Here is a 14276-nt window from a genome sequence, read left to right as displayed (position 1 = left end):
GCGGGGGGGCGGGGGGGGGGGGCCCCCCCCCCCGGGGGGGCGGGGGGGGGGGGGGGGGGCCCCCCCCCCGGCGACGGGAGCCGCCGCGGCAACCGGGCGCGAACCACCTCGAGCGCGAGATCGGAACGGAGGATCGCCGTGCGGCGGTACTGCTTCTGCCTGCGGGTCCGACCGGACCGCCTGGCCGAGTACACCGAGCGCCACCGCGCCGTCTGGCCGGAGATGCTCGACGCCCTGCGGGCGGCGGGCTGGCACAACTACTCGCTCTTCCTGCGCGACGACGGCCTGCTCATCGGTTACGTCGAGTCGCCGGACCTGGCGGCCGCACAGGCGGCGATGGCCGCGACCGAGGTAAACGCCCGCTGGCAGAAGGAGATGGCCGAGTTCTTCACCGGCATCGACGGCCGTGGCCCGGACGAGGCCATGCAGCAGCTCACCGAGGTCTTCCACCTCGACTGACCCTCCTCAAAGGAGCGTGATGATGATGTCGAACCTCGCGGATGTGAAAGCCGGGCTGCGTTCGCTGCACATCGAGACGCCGTCGTGGGCGTACGGCAACTCGGGGACGAGGTTCAAGGTGTTCCCGCAGCAGGGAGTGCCCCGGACCCCCTTCGAGAAGATCTCGGACGCCGCGCAGGTGCACCGGTTCACCGGGACCGCGCCCAGCGTCGCCCTGCACATCCCCTGGGACCGGGTCGACGACTTCGCCGGGCTCGCGGCCTACGCCCACGACCAGGGCGTCCGGATCGGCGCGATCAACTCGAATGTCTTCCAGGACCCCGACTACATGCTCGGCAGCGTCACCAACCCGGATCCACGCGTCCGGCGCAAGGCGGTGCAGCATCTCCTGGAATGCGTCGACATCATGGACGCCACCGGGTCACGTGACCTGAAGCTGTGGTTCTCCGACGGCCTGAACTACCCAGGTCAGGACGACCTGCGCGACCGGCAGGACCGGCTGGCCGAGGCGCTGCGCGAGGTCTACGACCGGCTCGGCCAGGGCCAGCGGATGCTGCTCGAGTACAAGCTGTTCGAGCCGGCGTTCTACGCCACCGACGTGCCCGACTGGGGCACCTCCTACGCGCACTGCGTCGAGCTCGGACCCAAGGCCGCCGTCTGCATCGACACGGGCCATCACGCCCCGGGCACGAACATCGAGTTCATCGTCGCGTTTCTGCTGCGCGCCGGCCGGCTGGGTGCTTTCGACTTCAACTCCCGGTTCTACGCGGACGACGACCTGATGGCCGGGGCCGCGGATCCGTTCCAGCTCTTCCGGATCATGTACGAGATCGCCCGCGCCGACGCGCTCGGCCCCGACATCGCGTTCATGCTCGACCAGTGTCACAACATTGAACCGAAGATCCCGGCCGTGCTCCGCTCCGTGATGAACGTGCAGGAAGCGACCGCGAAGGCGCTGCTCGTGGACCGGGACGCGCTGCGCTCCGCCCAGCAGACCGGTGACGTCCTCGGCGCGAACGCCGTCCTGATGGACGCCTACAACACCGACGTGCGCCCGCTGCTCGCCGACCTGCGCGCCGAGTCGGGCCTCGACCCCGACCCGACCGCCGCCTACCGCCGGTCCGGCTACGCCGAGCGGATCATCGCCGAGCGGGCCGGCGGCCAGCAGGCCGGCTGGGGCGCCTGAGCGAAGGAGCACGCGGGCGGCGAAGCGAAGCAGGAACGCTGACCGGGCCTGCCCAGCCGGCCCGGGAGGAGGAACCGACATGACATCCACGACGACCGGCACCCGCACGCCGGCCACGGCCGCGCCCGGTCCGACGGGGCTCACCGACCAGCTGGCACGGATCACGCCCCGGCCGACCAGGGTGGGCCTGGTGGCCGGCGGGCTCGGCGCCTACTGGCCGCAGTTCCCGGCGCTGCTGCCCAAGCTCCAGGCATCGGCGCGAGAGGTCTCGGCCCGGCTCGCCGCGCTCGACTGCGAGGTCGTCGACGTCGGCTTCATCTCGGACGAGCGGGAGGGCGCGCGGGCCGCCGACCGGCTGCGCGCCGCGGACTGCGACCTGATCGTCGGTTTCCTCACCACCTACATGACGGCGAGCATGCTGGTCCCGATCGCCCAGCGCGCCGGTGCCCCGGTCCTCCTGCTCAACCTGCAGCCGACCGAGGCGATGGACCACGACACGTTCGACACCGGCGACTGGCTGGCCTACTGCGGCGCCTGCCCGCTGCCCGAGATGGCGAACGCGTTCCGCCGCTGCGGCGTCGAGTTCCGGTCCGTCTCGGGCTATCTCGCCGACGAACGGGCGTGGACGCGGATCGAGCGCTGGGTGCGAGCCGCCGGGGTGCGCGCGGCGCTGCGCACCGGCCGGCACGGCCTGCTCGGCCACCTCTACCCCGGGATGATGGACGTCGCCACCGACCCGACGCTCGTCTCGGCCCAGCTCGGCGGGCACGTCGAGATCCTGGAGATCGACGACCTGCGCGTCCGGGTCGAGAAGGTGACCGGCGCCGAGACCGACGCCCGGGTCGCGCTCGCCCGCGAGGCGTTCACCCTCGACTCGTCCGTCGTCGACGAGGACCTGCGCTGGGGCGCCCGGGTCTCGGTCGCGCTCGACCGGCTGGTCGACGACTTCGCGCTCGACTCGCTCGCCTACTACCACCGCGGCCTGGACGGCGAGACGCACGAGCGCGTCGGCGCCGGGTTCATCCTCGGCGCGTCGCTGCTCACGGCGCGCGGCATCCCGGCCTGCGGCGAGTACGAGCTGCGCACCAGCCTCGCCATGCTGATGTTCGACCGGCTCGGCGCCGGCGGGTCGTTCACCGAGATCCAGGCGCTGAACTTCCGCGACGGCGTCGTCGAGATGGGCCACGACGGCCCGGCGCACCTGGCGATCAGCGCCCGCCGGCCGCTGCTGCGGGGGCTCGGGACCTACCACGGCAAGCGCGGCTGGGGCGTGTCCGTCGAGTTCGACGTCGCCCACGGCCCGGTGACCGCGTTCGGCCTCGGCCAGCTGCGCGACGGCACGTTCCGGTTCGTCGCCGCCGAGGGCACGGTCACGGGTGGGCCGCTGCTGCAGATCGGCAACACGACGTCGCGGGTCGACTTCGGCCGCGACCCCGGCGAGTGGGTCGACGCCTGGTCGGCCACCGGCGTCGACCACCACTGGGCGCTCGGCACGGGCCACCGGGTCGCCGACCTCGCCGCCGTCGCCGACCTGCTCGGGATCGAGCTCGTCGTCGTCGGACCCGGCGGCGGCGCGTGACCCGCCCTTTCCACCAGAGCCAGACCCCACGGACAACGAAGGGACCCGCTACGCGATGAGCGAGCAGCCAGCGCGACCGGCCGCGGCCAGCGAGACCGGCGGCGAGGCCGGTGGCGACGCCACGACGGTCGTCGACGAGCTTCTCGGCCGGTCCAACCGGCTGGGCGCCGACCCCCGCAACACCAACTACGCGGGCGGGAACACATCCGCGAAGGGCCGGGCGACCGACCCGGTCACCGGCGGCCCGGTCGAGCTGGTGTGGGTGAAGGGCTCGGGCGGCGACCTCGGCACGCTGCGCGCCGCCGGGCTCGCCGTCCTGCGCCTGGACCGGCTGCGCGCGCTGGTCGACGTCTTCCCTGGCGAGGACCGCGAGGACGAGATGGTCGCCGCCTTCGACTACTGCCTGCACGGCCGGGGCGGGGCCGCCCCGTCGATCGACACCGCCATGCACGGCCTCGTCGAGGCCGCCCACGTCGACCACCTGCACCCCGACGCCGGGATCGCGCTGGCGACCGCGGCCGACGGCGAGCGGCTGACCGCCGAGTGCTTCGGCGACCGGGTCGTGTGGGTGCCGTGGCGGCGGCCCGGCTTCTCCCTCGGCCTCGACATCGCCGCCGTCGCCCGCGAGCACCCGGACGCGATCGGCGTGATCCTCGGCGGGCACGGCATCACCGCCTGGGGCGCCACGTCGGCCCAGTGCGAGGCGAACTCGCTGGAGATCATCCAGACGGCGGCGCGGTTCCTCGCCGAGCGCGGCCGGGCCGAACCGTTCGGCCCGCCGCTGGCCGGCTTCGGCCCGCTGCCGGCGGCCGAGCGCCGCGCGCGGGCCGCCGCGCTGGCCCCGGTCATCCGCGGCCTCGCCTCGACGGACCGCCGGATGGTCGGGCACTTCACCGACGACGACGTCGTGCTCGACTTCCTCGCGCACGCGAGCCACCCGCGCCTCGCCGCGCTCGGCACCTCCTGCCCGGATCACTTCCTGCGCACCAAGGTGCGCCCGCTCGTGCTCGACCTGCCGCCGGACGCGCCGCTCGAGGAGGTCGTCGACCGGCTGCGCGCGCTGCACGCCGCCTACCGGGACGACTACCGCGCCTACTACGAGCGGCACGCCACCCCCGACAGCCCGCCGATGCGCGGCGCCGACCCGGCGATCGTGCTCGTGCCCGGCGTCGGCATGTTCTCCTTCGGCGCCGACAAGCAGACCGCCCGGGTCGCCGGCGAGTTCTACGTCAACGCGATCAACGTGATGCGCGGCGCGGAGGCGGTCTCGGCGTACGCCCCGATCGACGAGGCGGAGAAGTTCCGGATCGAGTACTGGGCGCTGGAGGAGGCCAAGCTCGCCCGGATGCCGAAGCCCCGCGCGCTCGCCGGCCGGGTCGCCCTCGTCACCGGCGGCGGCTCCGGCATCGGCCGGGCGATCGCGCTGCGGCTGGCCGCCGAGGGCGCCTGCGTGGTGGTGGCGGACCGCGACGGCGCCGCCGCCGAGAAGGTGGCCGCCGAGATCGGCGCCGGCGCGGCCCGCTCCGCCGACCGGGCGGTGGCGGTGGCCGCGGACGTGACCGACGAGGCGCAGGTGGCCGGCGCGCTCGCCGCCGCGGTGCTCGCGTTCGGTGGCGTCGACCTGGTCGTCAACAACGCCGGCCTGTCGATCTCCAAGCCACTGCTGGAGACGACGACCGCCGACTGGGACCTGCAGCACGACGTGATGGCGCGCGGCTCGTTCCTGGTCTCCCGGGAGGCGGCGCGGATCATGACCGGGCAGGGGCTGGGTGGCGACATCGTCTACATCGCCAGCAAGAACGGCGTCTTCGCCGGCCCGAACAACATCGCCTACGGCGCCGCGAAGGCGGACCAGGCCCACCAGGTGCGGCTGCTCGCCGCCGAACTCGGCGCACACGGCATCCGCGTCAACGGCGTCAACCCCGACGGCGTCGTCCGCGGCTCCGGCATCTTCGCCGGCGGCTGGGGCGCGCGCCGCGCCGCGGTCTACGGCGTCCCCGAGGCCGAGCTCGGCGCGTTCTACGCGAAGCGCACCCTGCTGGGGCGGGAGGTGCTGCCCGAGCACGTCGCGAACGCCGTCTTCGCGCTGACGGCCGGCGACCTGTCCCACACCACCGGCCTGCACATCCCGGTCGACGCCGGCGTCGCCGCCGCCTTCCTCCGTTGACCCCGCCGGCCAGGTCCACAGGCACGCCGCCACCGACGGGAAACGCGCGATGAGCCTGTTCGCCGCCGTCGACCTCGGGGCCTCCAGCGGCCGGGTGCTCGCCGCGCGCGTCGAGCCCGGCCGGCTGGCGGCGGCCGAGGCGCACCGGTTCCCGAACACGCCGCTGCGGCTGCCCGACGGGCTGCACTGGGACATCGGCCGCCTCTATTCCGAGGTCCTCGCCGGGCTGCGGGCGCTCGGCGAGGCGCACGGCCAGCCGCGCAGCATCGGCGTCGACTCGTGGGCCGTCGACTACGGCCTGCTCGACGGCGCCGGCCGGCTGCTCGGCCTGCCCTACCACTACCGCGACGCCCGGACCGGCCCGGCGGTCGTCAACGCGGTCCACGCCGCGTGCCCGCCGACGGCGCTCTACGCGGCCAACGGACTGCAGCACCTGCCGTTCACCACCCTCTACCAGCTCGCCGCCGAGTCCGCCGGGAGCCCGGGCGCGCTGGGCGCGGCAGCCAGCCTGCTGCTCATCCCCGACCTGCTGACCTACTGGCTGACCGGCCAGCGGGCAGCGGAGGTGACCAACGCGTCGACGACCGGCCTGCTCGGCACGCCCGACCGGGCCTGGTCGGCGCCGCTCGCCCGGCTCGCCGGAATCCGGCCGGAGATCCTGCCGCCGCTGGTCACCCCGGGCACGGTCGTCGGCGGGCTGCGCCCCGAGGTGGCCGAGGAGACCGGGCTCGCCGCCGGGACGCCGGTCACGGCGGTCGGCTCGCACGACACCGCGTCCGCCGTCGCCGGCGTCCCCGCCGACGGCGAGAGCTGGGCGTACATCTCGTGCGGCACCTGGTCGCTGGTCGGCGTCGAGCTCGACGCCCCGGTGCTGACCGAGGACAGCCGCGCCGCCGGATTCACCAACGAGGCCGGCGTCGACAGCCGGGTCCGCTACCTGCACAATGTGATGGGCCTGTGGATCCTGCAGGAGTGCCTGCGGGCCTGGGAGCGTGCCGGGCACCGGTGGGCGCTGGCCGACCTGCTGGGTCAGGCGGCGGCGCTGCCGGCCGGCGGCCCGGTCGTCGACCCGGACGCCCCGGAGTTCCTGCCACCCGGCGACATGCCGGCCCGCGTCGCCGCCGCCGCCCGGGCCGCCGGGTGGCGCGCGCCGCGGACCCCGGCCGAGACGGTCCGCTGCGTCCTGGACAGCCTCGCGGCCGCCTACGCCCGCACGGTGCGCGCCGCCGAACGGCTGTCCGGCCGGCGCGTCGACGTCGTGCACCTCGTCGGCGGCGGCTCCCGCGACACGCTGCTGTGCCAGCTGACCGCGGACGCGCTCGGCCTGCCGGTACTCGCCGGCCCGGCGGAGGCCACGGCGCTCGGCAACGCGCTGGTCCAGGCCCGCGCCCACGGGGCCCTGGGCGCGCCGCGGCCCGGCGACAGGGGCGGGGCCGGAGGCGGTGGCGGTGGCGGTGGCGGTGGCGTCAGTCTGGAAGCGCTGCGCGCGCTGATCCGCGCGACGGCCCCGCCGACGCGGTACGAACCAACGAGGAGCGGGGCGGTCCTCGTGCCGGGCCCGCCGTGGCGCGGCGACGCGCGATGAGGAGCTGAGCGATGCGGATCGGGCTGTTCGTGACCTGCCTGGTCGACGGGATGTTCCCCGACGTGGGCGACGCGACGGTGGCGGTGCTGGAACGCCTGGGTCACGAGGTCGACGTGCCGCTGGCGCAGACCTGCTGCGGCCAGATGCACGTCAACACCGGCTACGCCCGTGAGGCGCTGCCGCTGGTCCGCCGGCACGTCGCCGCGTTCGCGGGCTACGAGGCCGTGGTCGCGCCGAGCGGGTCGTGCGCCGGGCTGGTGCGCCACCACTACCCGGCGCTCGCCGAGGCGACCGGCGACGCGGCGCTGGCCGCGGCCGCCGCGGACCTCGCGGCCCGCACCTACGAGCTGTCGGAGTTCCTGGTCGGCGTGCTCGGCGTGACCGACGTCGGGGCCCACTACCCGCACCGGGTCACCTATCACCCGACCTGCCACTCGCTGCGGCTGCTGCGGGTCGGCGACGCGCCGACCCGGCTGCTGCGCGCGGTCGCCGGCCTGGAGCTGGTGGAGCTGCCCGCCGCCGAGGCGTGCTGCGGCTTCGGCGGCACGTTCGCGCTGAAGAACGCGGACACCTCGACGGCGATGCTCGCCGACAAGATGCGCGACGTGCTGTCCACCGGCGCCGAGGTCGTGACCGCCGGGGACTCGTCGTGCCTCATGCACATCGGCGGTGGCCTGTCCCGGCTGCGCGCCGGCGTCCGCCCCGTCCACCTGGCGGAGATCCTCGCGTCCACGGCGCCGGCCGCCGGGCCACCCGTGGCCGCCACCGCCGTCTCCGCCGCCGCGCGGGCGGTCCGATGACCCGGCCAGCGGTCCGGCCGGACGCCGGCCAGGCCTCCTCGGCGACGTTCCTGGGGCTGCCGGCCGTGGTCCCGCCGACGGCGCCGCGCGGCGTGGGAATGCTGCGCGGCGACGAGCCGTTCCCGGCGGCGGCCCGCCGGGCGCTCGCCGACGCGCAGCTGCGCCACAACCTCGGGAAGGCGACGGGCACGATCCGCGCGCGGCGGGCGGGTGTCGTCGCCGAGCTCGACGACTGGGACCGCCTGCGCGCCGCCGGCGCCGCGATCAAGGACGACGTGCTCGCGCACCTGGACGACTATTTGACGCGACTCGAGGAGCAGGTGGTCGCGCGCGGCGGAGTGGTCCACTGGGCGCGCGACGCGGTGGAGGCGAACCGGATCGTCGTCGACCTCGTCCGCGCGACCGGCGCGACGGAGGCCGTCAAGGTCAAGTCGATGGCGACCCAGGAGATCGGCCTGAACGAGGCGCTCGCCGACGCGGGCATCGCCGCCTGGGAGACCGACCTGGCCGAGCTCATCGTCCAGCTCGGCCACGACCGGCCCAGTCACATCGTCGTCCCGGCGATCCACCGCAACCGCGCCGAGATCCGCGACATCTTCGCGCGGGAGATGGGCGCGGCCGGCGGCGTCCCCGCGCCGGACGGCCTGACCGACGAGCCGCGGGCGCTCGCCGAGGCCGCGCGGGCCCACCTGCGGCAGCGGTTCCTGTCCGCGAAGGTCGCCATCAGCGGGGCGAACTTCGCCGTCGCCGAGACCGGCACGCTCTGCGTCGTCGAGTCCGAGGGCAACGGGCGGATGTGCCTCACCCTCCCGGACACGCTCATCACCGTCATGGGCCTGGAGAAGATCGTCCCGACGTGGCGCGACCTGGAGGTCTTCCTCCAGCTGCTGCCCCGCTCGGCGACCGGCGAGCGGATGAACCCGTACACGTCGATGTGGACCGGTGTGGCGCCGGGTGACGGGCCGCGCGCCTTCCATCTGGTCCTGCTCGACAACGGCCGGACGGCTACGCTGGCGGACCCGGCCGGGCGGGCGGCGCTGCGCTGCATCCGGTGCGCGGCCTGCCTGAACGTCTGCCCGGTCTACGAGCGGACCGGCGGCCACGCCTACGGGTCGGTCTACCCCGGCCCGATAGGCGCGGTGCTGTCCCCGCAGCTCGCCGGCGTCACCGACAACCCGTCGCTGCCGTACGCGTCGACGTTGTGCGGCGCCTGCCTGGACGCCTGCCCGGTCGCGATCGACATCCCGTCGATGCTCGTCCACCTGCGCGCCAGGGTCGTCGACGCCGGCCGCGGCACCGGCCGCCCGCCGAGCGCCGAGCGGGCCGTGATGGCCGCGGCCGCCTGGACGATGGCGAAGCCGGGCCGCTGGGCCCGCGCGCTGCGCGCGGCCCGGCTCGGCCGGCTGCTCGGGCGCCGCCGCGGCGCGATCGGCCGGCTGCCACCGCCGCTCGCCTCCTGGACCACCAGCCGCGACCTGCCGGTCCCTCCGGCCGAGAGCTTCCGCGACCGCTGGTCGCGCCGCCAGGCTGGCGACGGCCTCGGGTCCTTGCGGGAGGGGCAGCGATGAGCCAGGCCACGCCGCGACCGGCCGGCGACGCCCGGGCGGAGATCCTCGCCCGCGTCAGGTCCGCGCTCGCCGACCGGCCGTCACCCGCGCCGGTCGGCCGTGACTACCGGACCGCCGGCGCGGGCTCGCCGAGCCTCGCGGCGGACGCGCCCCGGCAGGCTTCGCTGGACCTGCTGTCCCGCAGGCTCGTCGACTACCACGCGCTCGTCCGCCGGGTCCGCCTCGACACGGCGACCGGCGACGGGGCCGTCACCAGCGGAGCCGGCGCCGATGGGGCGGACTGGGTCGACGCTGGCAAGGCGGGCGGCGGGAACGCGATCGCGGCCGCCGTGGCCGCCGCGCTCGCCGACCGCGGGGTCCGACGTCTGGTCCGGCCGCCGGGGCTGCCGCCAGGCTGGCTGGCCGGCGCGGCCGGGGTCGAGGCGGTGGACGACGAGCCGGCGCTGACCGCCGGGGAGCTGGACGCGGCCGACGGCGTGCTCACCGGCTGCGCGCTGGCGATCGCCGAGACCGGGACGATCATCCTCGACGGCGGCCCGGGGCAGGGCCGCCGCGCGCTGTCCCTGGTCCCCGACTACCACCTGGTGGTTGTCCGCGCCGACCAGGTCGTCGCCGGCGTCCCGGACGCCATCGCCCGCCTCGTCACGACCGGGGCCGCCGCGAGGCCGCAGACCTGGGTCAGCGGCCCCAGCGCCACCAGCGACATCGAGCTCAACCGAGTCGAGGGCGTCCACGGCCCCCGAACCCTTGAGGTAATCCTCGTCAGCTGACTCCACGCCGGTCCGGCGGACCAGCCACGCCAACACATCGAAATCGAAAGGCGTGGAGGTCTACACCGAAACGCTGGTGTCCGCCGTAGCCAGACCGAGGGTTCGGCAGGCGATGAGGAGACTCTTGTCGCCGCTGGCGATCACGAGATCGTCCGACGCCAGCATCTGCGCGGCCGCGCAGTGCACCGCGTCGTAGGCGCGCAACGACAGCTGTCGCGAGAGTGTCGCCGCTCTCGCCACCACGCGGTCGTTCACGGCCACGACATCGACATTGGCATACAGCTCGTCCAAACAGGTGAGCGCTGTCTCATGGGCGGACTTGTTGAGCTTCCCGAGCCGCCTCGCCTGCGCGAGAGCAGCGGCGGCCTCGACGTAGAGCAGCCTCGACGACACCGCGCGGTCGGCTGCTTCCCAGAGCCGCGTGGCCGCGGCCGTGCCTGGCTCGTCGACCAGCAGCGAAACGAACGCAGAGGTGTCGAAATAGCAGATCATCCGCGCTGCTCGCTGACGAGGCCGCTGACCGAGCCGCGCGCCGCCACCGGCCTGGGCGTCCTACGGGTGCGCGACTGGGCAGGTTCCACCACGCCCTCGGCGATCAGCTGCTCGAGGGGCGTGGGCTCCGCGACAGGTACGAGGCGGGCGATCGCCCGGCCGTGGTCAGTGATGGTCAGTGTGTGACCCGCGCGCACCGCGGCGAGGTGGCGGCTCAGGTTGTCGCGCAGCTCGCGGATACCGACGTCCACCGTCGCCTCCTGTGTGGCTACATCTTCATAGATCATTGTGACCACAGGCGCCCCTCAAGTCCAGCCTTTACCCTGGCCGACCCATCACTGTCGGCTCAGACACTGCCGAGGTGAACTCTCCCTGACCTTCAGATCGGCGTCAACCGGACATGCCGGACCTGCGAGGTCTCGGGAACGGCTCCAGACGCGAGCACGGCCCCGCACACCTGACGGTCACGGCGGGGGTAGGACGACTCTTTGTTCGCGGCGAAGAGGGGTGCTGGCACGATTGCGTCCGCTTGCCGACATCTTGCGGTCACGGGTCCACAGGAGGTCTTCAGTCATCCCCAAGGGTCCGAGCACACGCTGACCACAGGCACGACGACCGGCGGGAGGAACCAGCGATGCCCAGTGGACCATCGGAGGCATCCGGCGCTACGGGCGAACCGGGCGCCGGCGGCGCCCGCCGAGCCGTCAGGCCACCGACCAGCTGGTTGTACACCGTCGACTGGGCCGCCCGCGACGCTGGCCGCCGATACGCCGACGGCATCGCCGAGCCGTTCACGGGGCCGGGAAGCCGGCAGCTGCACACCGACGATCTCTGACGGCTCTCGCGGCCTCGGGCCGCTCGGGCCGCCGCCGCCAAGAGCGGCCGGACCTACCGGCCTAGCAGGGCGCCGCCGAGCAGAAGGGCCACCCCGCCGGCCATGGCCAGCGCCCACAGTGCCTGGCCGAACGCGGGGAGCTCGCGGAACGACGGGGCGCGCTGAAGCAGGTACAGGACGACAGCGGTAAACACGAACGCCCCGGTGAGGGCCGGGACCCCCAGCACGACGAACATCAAGACCCACCGTGTCGTGGCCGTGCAGGGAGCAGCAAAAGGCGATCCCGTCGCGCTGCCCCTCGGGTGCGCGGGGCGGCCGTCGCGTACGAGACGGCGAAGGCGGTGAGGTACCCAACGGCGAGGACCGCGGCAGCCCAGAGGTAGGCCGGCCAGCGAGGCTCCTCGTCGGCGGCGGGATCGCCGTGGTCAGGATCGTCGATGCCGCTCATACCTTCTGTGACGCGCCAATCGCTGGTTACCTCACCACCGCCGCGTCACCACCGCCGCGTCATCATCGCCGAGCAGTGCCCGGGCGAGCAGCGTGGCCGTGGTGCTCCGCCACCGTTGCGGCGACCAGCCGAGCGTGCCCGTCGCGACCAGGTAGTTCTCGGCGCTGGTGATCAGGAAGGCGAGATCGGCGGCGTCCTCGACGGTGAGTCCCGGGCGCAGCGCCGCGCGGTCGGCGAGCAGGCCGGCGAGGGCGCGGAACGCGGTGCGGCGCTGGCCCTCGTTCACGTCCCACTGCGCCGCGAGGTCGGGATCGGTGCCGACCGTGCCGCGGACGACGGCGAGCAGCGGCGCCACCCGCCCCATGATCTCGAGGCCGCCGGTCGTCCAGAGCTCGATCACCCGGACCGGGTCGGGTTCGGCGGCCAATTCCTCGAGCCACGGCCGGTCGAGGAGCGCGACCGGCTCGTCGTCGCCGACGGCGGCCACGTCGAGCGCTTCCTTGAGCAGCGTCGCCTTGTTCCCGAAGTGGAAGTAGACGGTCTGCACGGCGACGCCCGCGCGCGCCGCGACCTGGTCGAGCGTCGTCGCGCCGTAGCCCTGGTCGAGGAACAGGTCCGCCGCCGCGGCCACGATCCGCCGCCTGGTCTGCCTGGTCTTCTCGGCCCGACTCGGCCTGTCGTGTACGGGACTGCCCACTCGCTAGAGGTTACTCTAGTGACTTGCTAGAGTCGACTCTAGTCAAAGGAGGAGCCATGCCCGAGCTCGCACCGATCCACCACGTGAAGATCCCTGTCAGCGACGTCCACGCGAGCAGCGAGTGGTACCGGCGGGTGCTCGGGCTGGAGGTGGCGATCGAGTTCACCGAGGACGACGAACTGCGTGGCGTCGCCCTGGCGGCCCCGGACGGCTCCACCCAGATCGCGCTGCGGCACGACCCCGAGCGCGCCGCCGCCCTCGCCGGCTTCGACCTCGTCGCGCTCGGCGTCCCGACCCGGGACGGCGTCCAGGCCTGGGCCGACCACCTGGCCGCCCTCGGCCAGGAGCACGGCGGCCTCGTCACCGGCCACCGCGGCGGCACCGTCCTCGTCGGCCTCCACGACCCCGACGGCATAGAGATCCGTCTCTACGCCGGCTGACCGACCATCGACCGAGAAGGAGAATCCCCATGCGACACACCGACTCCGGCGGCGACGGCGAGCCGATCGTCCTGATCCACGCAGCGGTCTTCGCCGACTGGTTCGTCCCGTTCGAGCGCGAGCCAGCCGTCGCCGGCCTGCGGCGGATCCGCGTCACCCGCACCGGGTACTCGGACCCCGCACCCGCCGAGCCGCTGTCGGTGGCCGACCACGCCGCCGAGTGCGCGGACCTGCTGCGCCGCCTCGGGATCGAGCGCGCCCGGGTGCTCGCGCACTCCTCCGGCTGCGTGGTCGCGCTACAGCTGGCGCTCGACCACCCGGAGCTGGTCGGCGAGCTCGTCCTCGTCGAGCCGCCGCTGATCGACCCGCTCCTGCCGCCGGAGGACCGGGCGGCGGTCGCCGCTGTGATCGGCCCTCCCCTGGGCGCGGCGATGGGCGCCGCCGCCCAGGGCGACCTGCGCACCGCCTTCGACACCTTCCTGGCGGCGCTGTGCGGACCGGAGCACCGGTCCGTGATCGAGTCCGCCCTCGGCCGAACCGGCCTGGAACGCGCCGAACGCGACTGCGGCTACTGCTTCGCCGGCGAGGTGCCCTCGCTCGTCGCGTGGCACTTCGACGAGGAGCTGGCGCGCCGGATCGAGCAGCCGGTCCATCTCGTCGCCGGCGGCGAGAGCCCAGTCTTCACCCACCGCCTCGTCGACTACCTCGCCGCGATGCTCCCCGACGCCCGCGCCACCGTCATCCCCGGCGAGAACCACCTGCTCCCCCTGCGGGCCCCCGCCGCCCTCGCCAGCCTCCTCCCGGCCCCGGCACCCATTCCCTGACCGGTCCGACCGCGCCGGGCGCGCCCTCTCGGCTCAGACCTGGTGGCCTGGAGGTGCTTCACAGATCATGGTCCGCGGTCCCCGACCGCCGATCCGCGTACGCAACCACCGATCTTCACGCCGTCTCGGCCGGGTCCCCTAGGTAGATCACCAGATCTGTACGAAGTCCAGCGACAAAACGGACAGAAGACGCCGAATAGCGCACGCATCTGACGATCAACGAAGCCGACGAGCTCGCCACCGGCCAGTAATCATTGGATGTGTGCGCTGTTCGGCGGTCGAGCCACCCCAGCAAGATCGAGGGAAGGGCCGCAAGGGCGTTCGGGCCGTCAACAAGGCCATCTAGACGCAATGCCGTTGCGTTAGGTGGTTGCGGGTGGGCACGCCCTCTGAGGGTGGTGGCGATGGCCGGGAGCGTGCCGGAGT

16 protein-coding genes are annotated in these 14276 nt (G+C 74.1%); 11 read left to right on the top strand and 5 right to left on the bottom strand.

Annotated features, from left to right (window positions below; translation table 11 throughout):
* Positions 1-138 precede the first annotated feature (138 nt).
* The 8 genes from I6A81_RS37555 (at position 139) to I6A81_RS37520 (ending at position 10114) form a co-directional block, all read left to right on the top strand.
* Positions 139-459: an L-rhamnose mutarotase gene (locus tag I6A81_RS37555; protein ID WP_203005462.1), complete on the top strand. Its 321-nt coding sequence runs from the start codon at positions 139-141 to the stop codon at positions 457-459.
* Positions 460-484: 25 nt separating this feature from the next.
* Positions 485-1645: an L-rhamnose isomerase gene (gene rhaI, locus I6A81_RS37550; protein WP_203005475.1), complete on the top strand. Its 1161-nt coding sequence runs from the start codon at positions 485-487 to the stop codon at positions 1643-1645.
* A gap of 79 nt (positions 1646-1724) precedes the next feature.
* Complete coding sequence (locus I6A81_RS37545; protein ID WP_238429969.1) at positions 1725-3224, top strand: L-fucose/L-arabinose isomerase family protein; 1500 nt, start codon at positions 1725-1727, stop codon at positions 3222-3224.
* 55 nt (positions 3225-3279) lie between these two features.
* Complete coding sequence (locus tag I6A81_RS37540) at positions 3280-5391, top strand: bifunctional aldolase/short-chain dehydrogenase (protein WP_203005463.1); 2112 nt, start codon at positions 3280-3282, stop codon at positions 5389-5391.
* Positions 5392-5440: 49 nt separating this feature from the next.
* Complete coding sequence (locus tag I6A81_RS37535; RefSeq protein ID WP_203005464.1) at positions 5441-6976, top strand: rhamnulokinase; 1536 nt, start codon at positions 5441-5443, stop codon at positions 6974-6976.
* Between the two features lie 11 nt (positions 6977-6987).
* Complete coding sequence (locus I6A81_RS37530) at positions 6988-7776, top strand: (Fe-S)-binding protein (RefSeq protein WP_203005465.1); 789 nt, start codon at positions 6988-6990, stop codon at positions 7774-7776.
* Positions 7773-9344, top strand: a complete 1572-nt coding sequence (locus I6A81_RS37525; RefSeq protein WP_203005466.1) for a LutB/LldF family L-lactate oxidation iron-sulfur protein — start codon at positions 7773-7775, stop codon at positions 9342-9344. The genes I6A81_RS37530 and I6A81_RS37525 overlap by 4 nt, the downstream gene beginning before the upstream one ends.
* Positions 9341-10114: a LutC/YkgG family protein gene (locus tag I6A81_RS37520; protein ID WP_203005467.1), complete on the top strand. Its 774-nt coding sequence runs from the start codon at positions 9341-9343 to the stop codon at positions 10112-10114. The genes I6A81_RS37525 and I6A81_RS37520 overlap by 4 nt, the downstream gene beginning before the upstream one ends.
* Positions 10115-10174: 60 nt before the next feature.
* Here the strand turns inward: I6A81_RS37520 and I6A81_RS37515 are convergent, their stop codons facing one another.
* On the bottom strand, positions 10175-10606 hold the full coding sequence (locus tag I6A81_RS37515; protein ID WP_203005468.1) for a type II toxin-antitoxin system VapC family toxin: 432 nt from the start codon (positions 10604-10606) through the stop codon (positions 10175-10177).
* A complete protein-coding gene (locus I6A81_RS37510; protein WP_203005469.1) occupies positions 10603-10857 on the bottom strand; it encodes a type II toxin-antitoxin system Phd/YefM family antitoxin in 255 nt (84 codons plus the stop codon). Before I6A81_RS37510 ends, I6A81_RS37515 begins: the two co-directional genes overlap by 4 nt.
* Positions 10858-11240: 383 nt before the next feature.
* Between I6A81_RS37510 and I6A81_RS37505 the strand changes: the two genes are divergently transcribed.
* Positions 11241-11441: a hypothetical protein gene (locus I6A81_RS37505; RefSeq protein WP_203005470.1), complete on the top strand. Its 201-nt coding sequence runs from the start codon at positions 11241-11243 to the stop codon at positions 11439-11441.
* A gap of 53 nt (positions 11442-11494) precedes the next feature.
* On the opposite strand, the gene I6A81_RS37500 is transcribed toward I6A81_RS37505, so the two are convergent.
* Both I6A81_RS37500 and I6A81_RS37495 read right to left on the bottom strand, forming a co-directional pair.
* A complete protein-coding gene (locus I6A81_RS37500; protein WP_203005471.1) occupies positions 11495-11677 on the bottom strand; it encodes a hypothetical protein in 183 nt (60 codons plus the stop codon).
* A gap of 243 nt (positions 11678-11920) precedes the next feature.
* Complete coding sequence (locus tag I6A81_RS37495; RefSeq protein WP_203005472.1) at positions 11921-12586, bottom strand: TetR/AcrR family transcriptional regulator; 666 nt, start codon at positions 12584-12586, stop codon at positions 11921-11923.
* Between the two features lie 56 nt (positions 12587-12642).
* On the opposite strand from I6A81_RS37495, the gene I6A81_RS37490 reads away from it, so the two are divergent.
* Positions 12643-13026 carry a VOC family protein gene (locus I6A81_RS37490; RefSeq protein WP_203005473.1) on the top strand — a complete coding sequence of 128 codons (384 nt, stop codon included), beginning with the start codon at positions 12643-12645 and terminating at the stop codon, positions 13024-13026.
* Between the two features lie 29 nt (positions 13027-13055).
* Positions 13056-13850, top strand: coding sequence for an alpha/beta fold hydrolase (locus tag I6A81_RS37485; RefSeq protein ID WP_203005474.1), 795 nt, complete (start codon positions 13056-13058; stop codon positions 13848-13850).
* Between the two features lie 115 nt (positions 13851-13965).
* On the opposite strand, the gene I6A81_RS44400 is transcribed toward I6A81_RS37485, so the two are convergent.
* A partial coding sequence (locus I6A81_RS44400; protein ID WP_238429971.1) for a hypothetical protein occupies positions 13966-14276 on the bottom strand: 311 nt, incomplete at its 5' end.

It is taken from the genome of Frankia nepalensis, from assembly GCF_016786325.1.
In the GTDB taxonomy this organism is placed as follows: domain Bacteria; phylum Actinomycetota; class Actinomycetes; order Frankiales; family Frankiaceae; genus Pseudofrankia; species Pseudofrankia nepalensis.
Note: the sequence above shows the minus strand (reverse complement) of the source record. Positions and strands in the feature narration are given on the sequence as shown.

What these genes read in the sequence shown, in the direction of transcription:
- rhaI (WP_203005475.1), top strand. Translation starts at nt 485, where the DNA reads ATGTCGAACCTCGCGGATGTGAAAGCCGGGCTGCGTTCGCTGCACATC.
- I6A81_RS37545 (WP_238429969.1), top strand. Translation starts at nt 1,725, where the DNA reads ATGACATCCACGACGACCGGCACCCGCACGCCGGCCACGGCCGCGCCC.
- I6A81_RS37540 (WP_203005463.1), top strand. Translation starts at nt 3,280, where the DNA reads ATGAGCGAGCAGCCAGCGCGACCGGCCGCGGCCAGCGAGACCGGCGGC.
- I6A81_RS37535 (WP_203005464.1), top strand. Translation starts at nt 5,441, where the DNA reads ATGAGCCTGTTCGCCGCCGTCGACCTCGGGGCCTCCAGCGGCCGGGTG.
- I6A81_RS37530 (WP_203005465.1), top strand. Translation starts at nt 6,988, where the DNA reads ATGCGGATCGGGCTGTTCGTGACCTGCCTGGTCGACGGGATGTTCCCC.
- I6A81_RS37525 (WP_203005466.1), top strand. Translation starts at nt 7,773, where the DNA reads ATGACCCGGCCAGCGGTCCGGCCGGACGCCGGCCAGGCCTCCTCGGCG.
- I6A81_RS37520 (WP_203005467.1), top strand. Translation starts at nt 9,341, where the DNA reads ATGAGCCAGGCCACGCCGCGACCGGCCGGCGACGCCCGGGCGGAGATC.
- I6A81_RS37515 (WP_203005468.1), bottom strand. Translation starts at nt 10,606, where the DNA reads ATGATCTGCTATTTCGACACCTCTGCGTTCGTTTCGCTGCTGGTCGAC.
- I6A81_RS37505 (WP_203005470.1), top strand. Translation starts at nt 11,241, where the DNA reads ATGCCCAGTGGACCATCGGAGGCATCCGGCGCTACGGGCGAACCGGGC.
- I6A81_RS37500 (WP_203005471.1), bottom strand. Translation starts at nt 11,677, where the DNA reads ATGTTCGTCGTGCTGGGGGTCCCGGCCCTCACCGGGGCGTTCGTGTTT.
- I6A81_RS37490 (WP_203005473.1), top strand. Translation starts at nt 12,643, where the DNA reads ATGCCCGAGCTCGCACCGATCCACCACGTGAAGATCCCTGTCAGCGAC.
- I6A81_RS37485 (WP_203005474.1), top strand. Translation starts at nt 13,056, where the DNA reads ATGCGACACACCGACTCCGGCGGCGACGGCGAGCCGATCGTCCTGATC.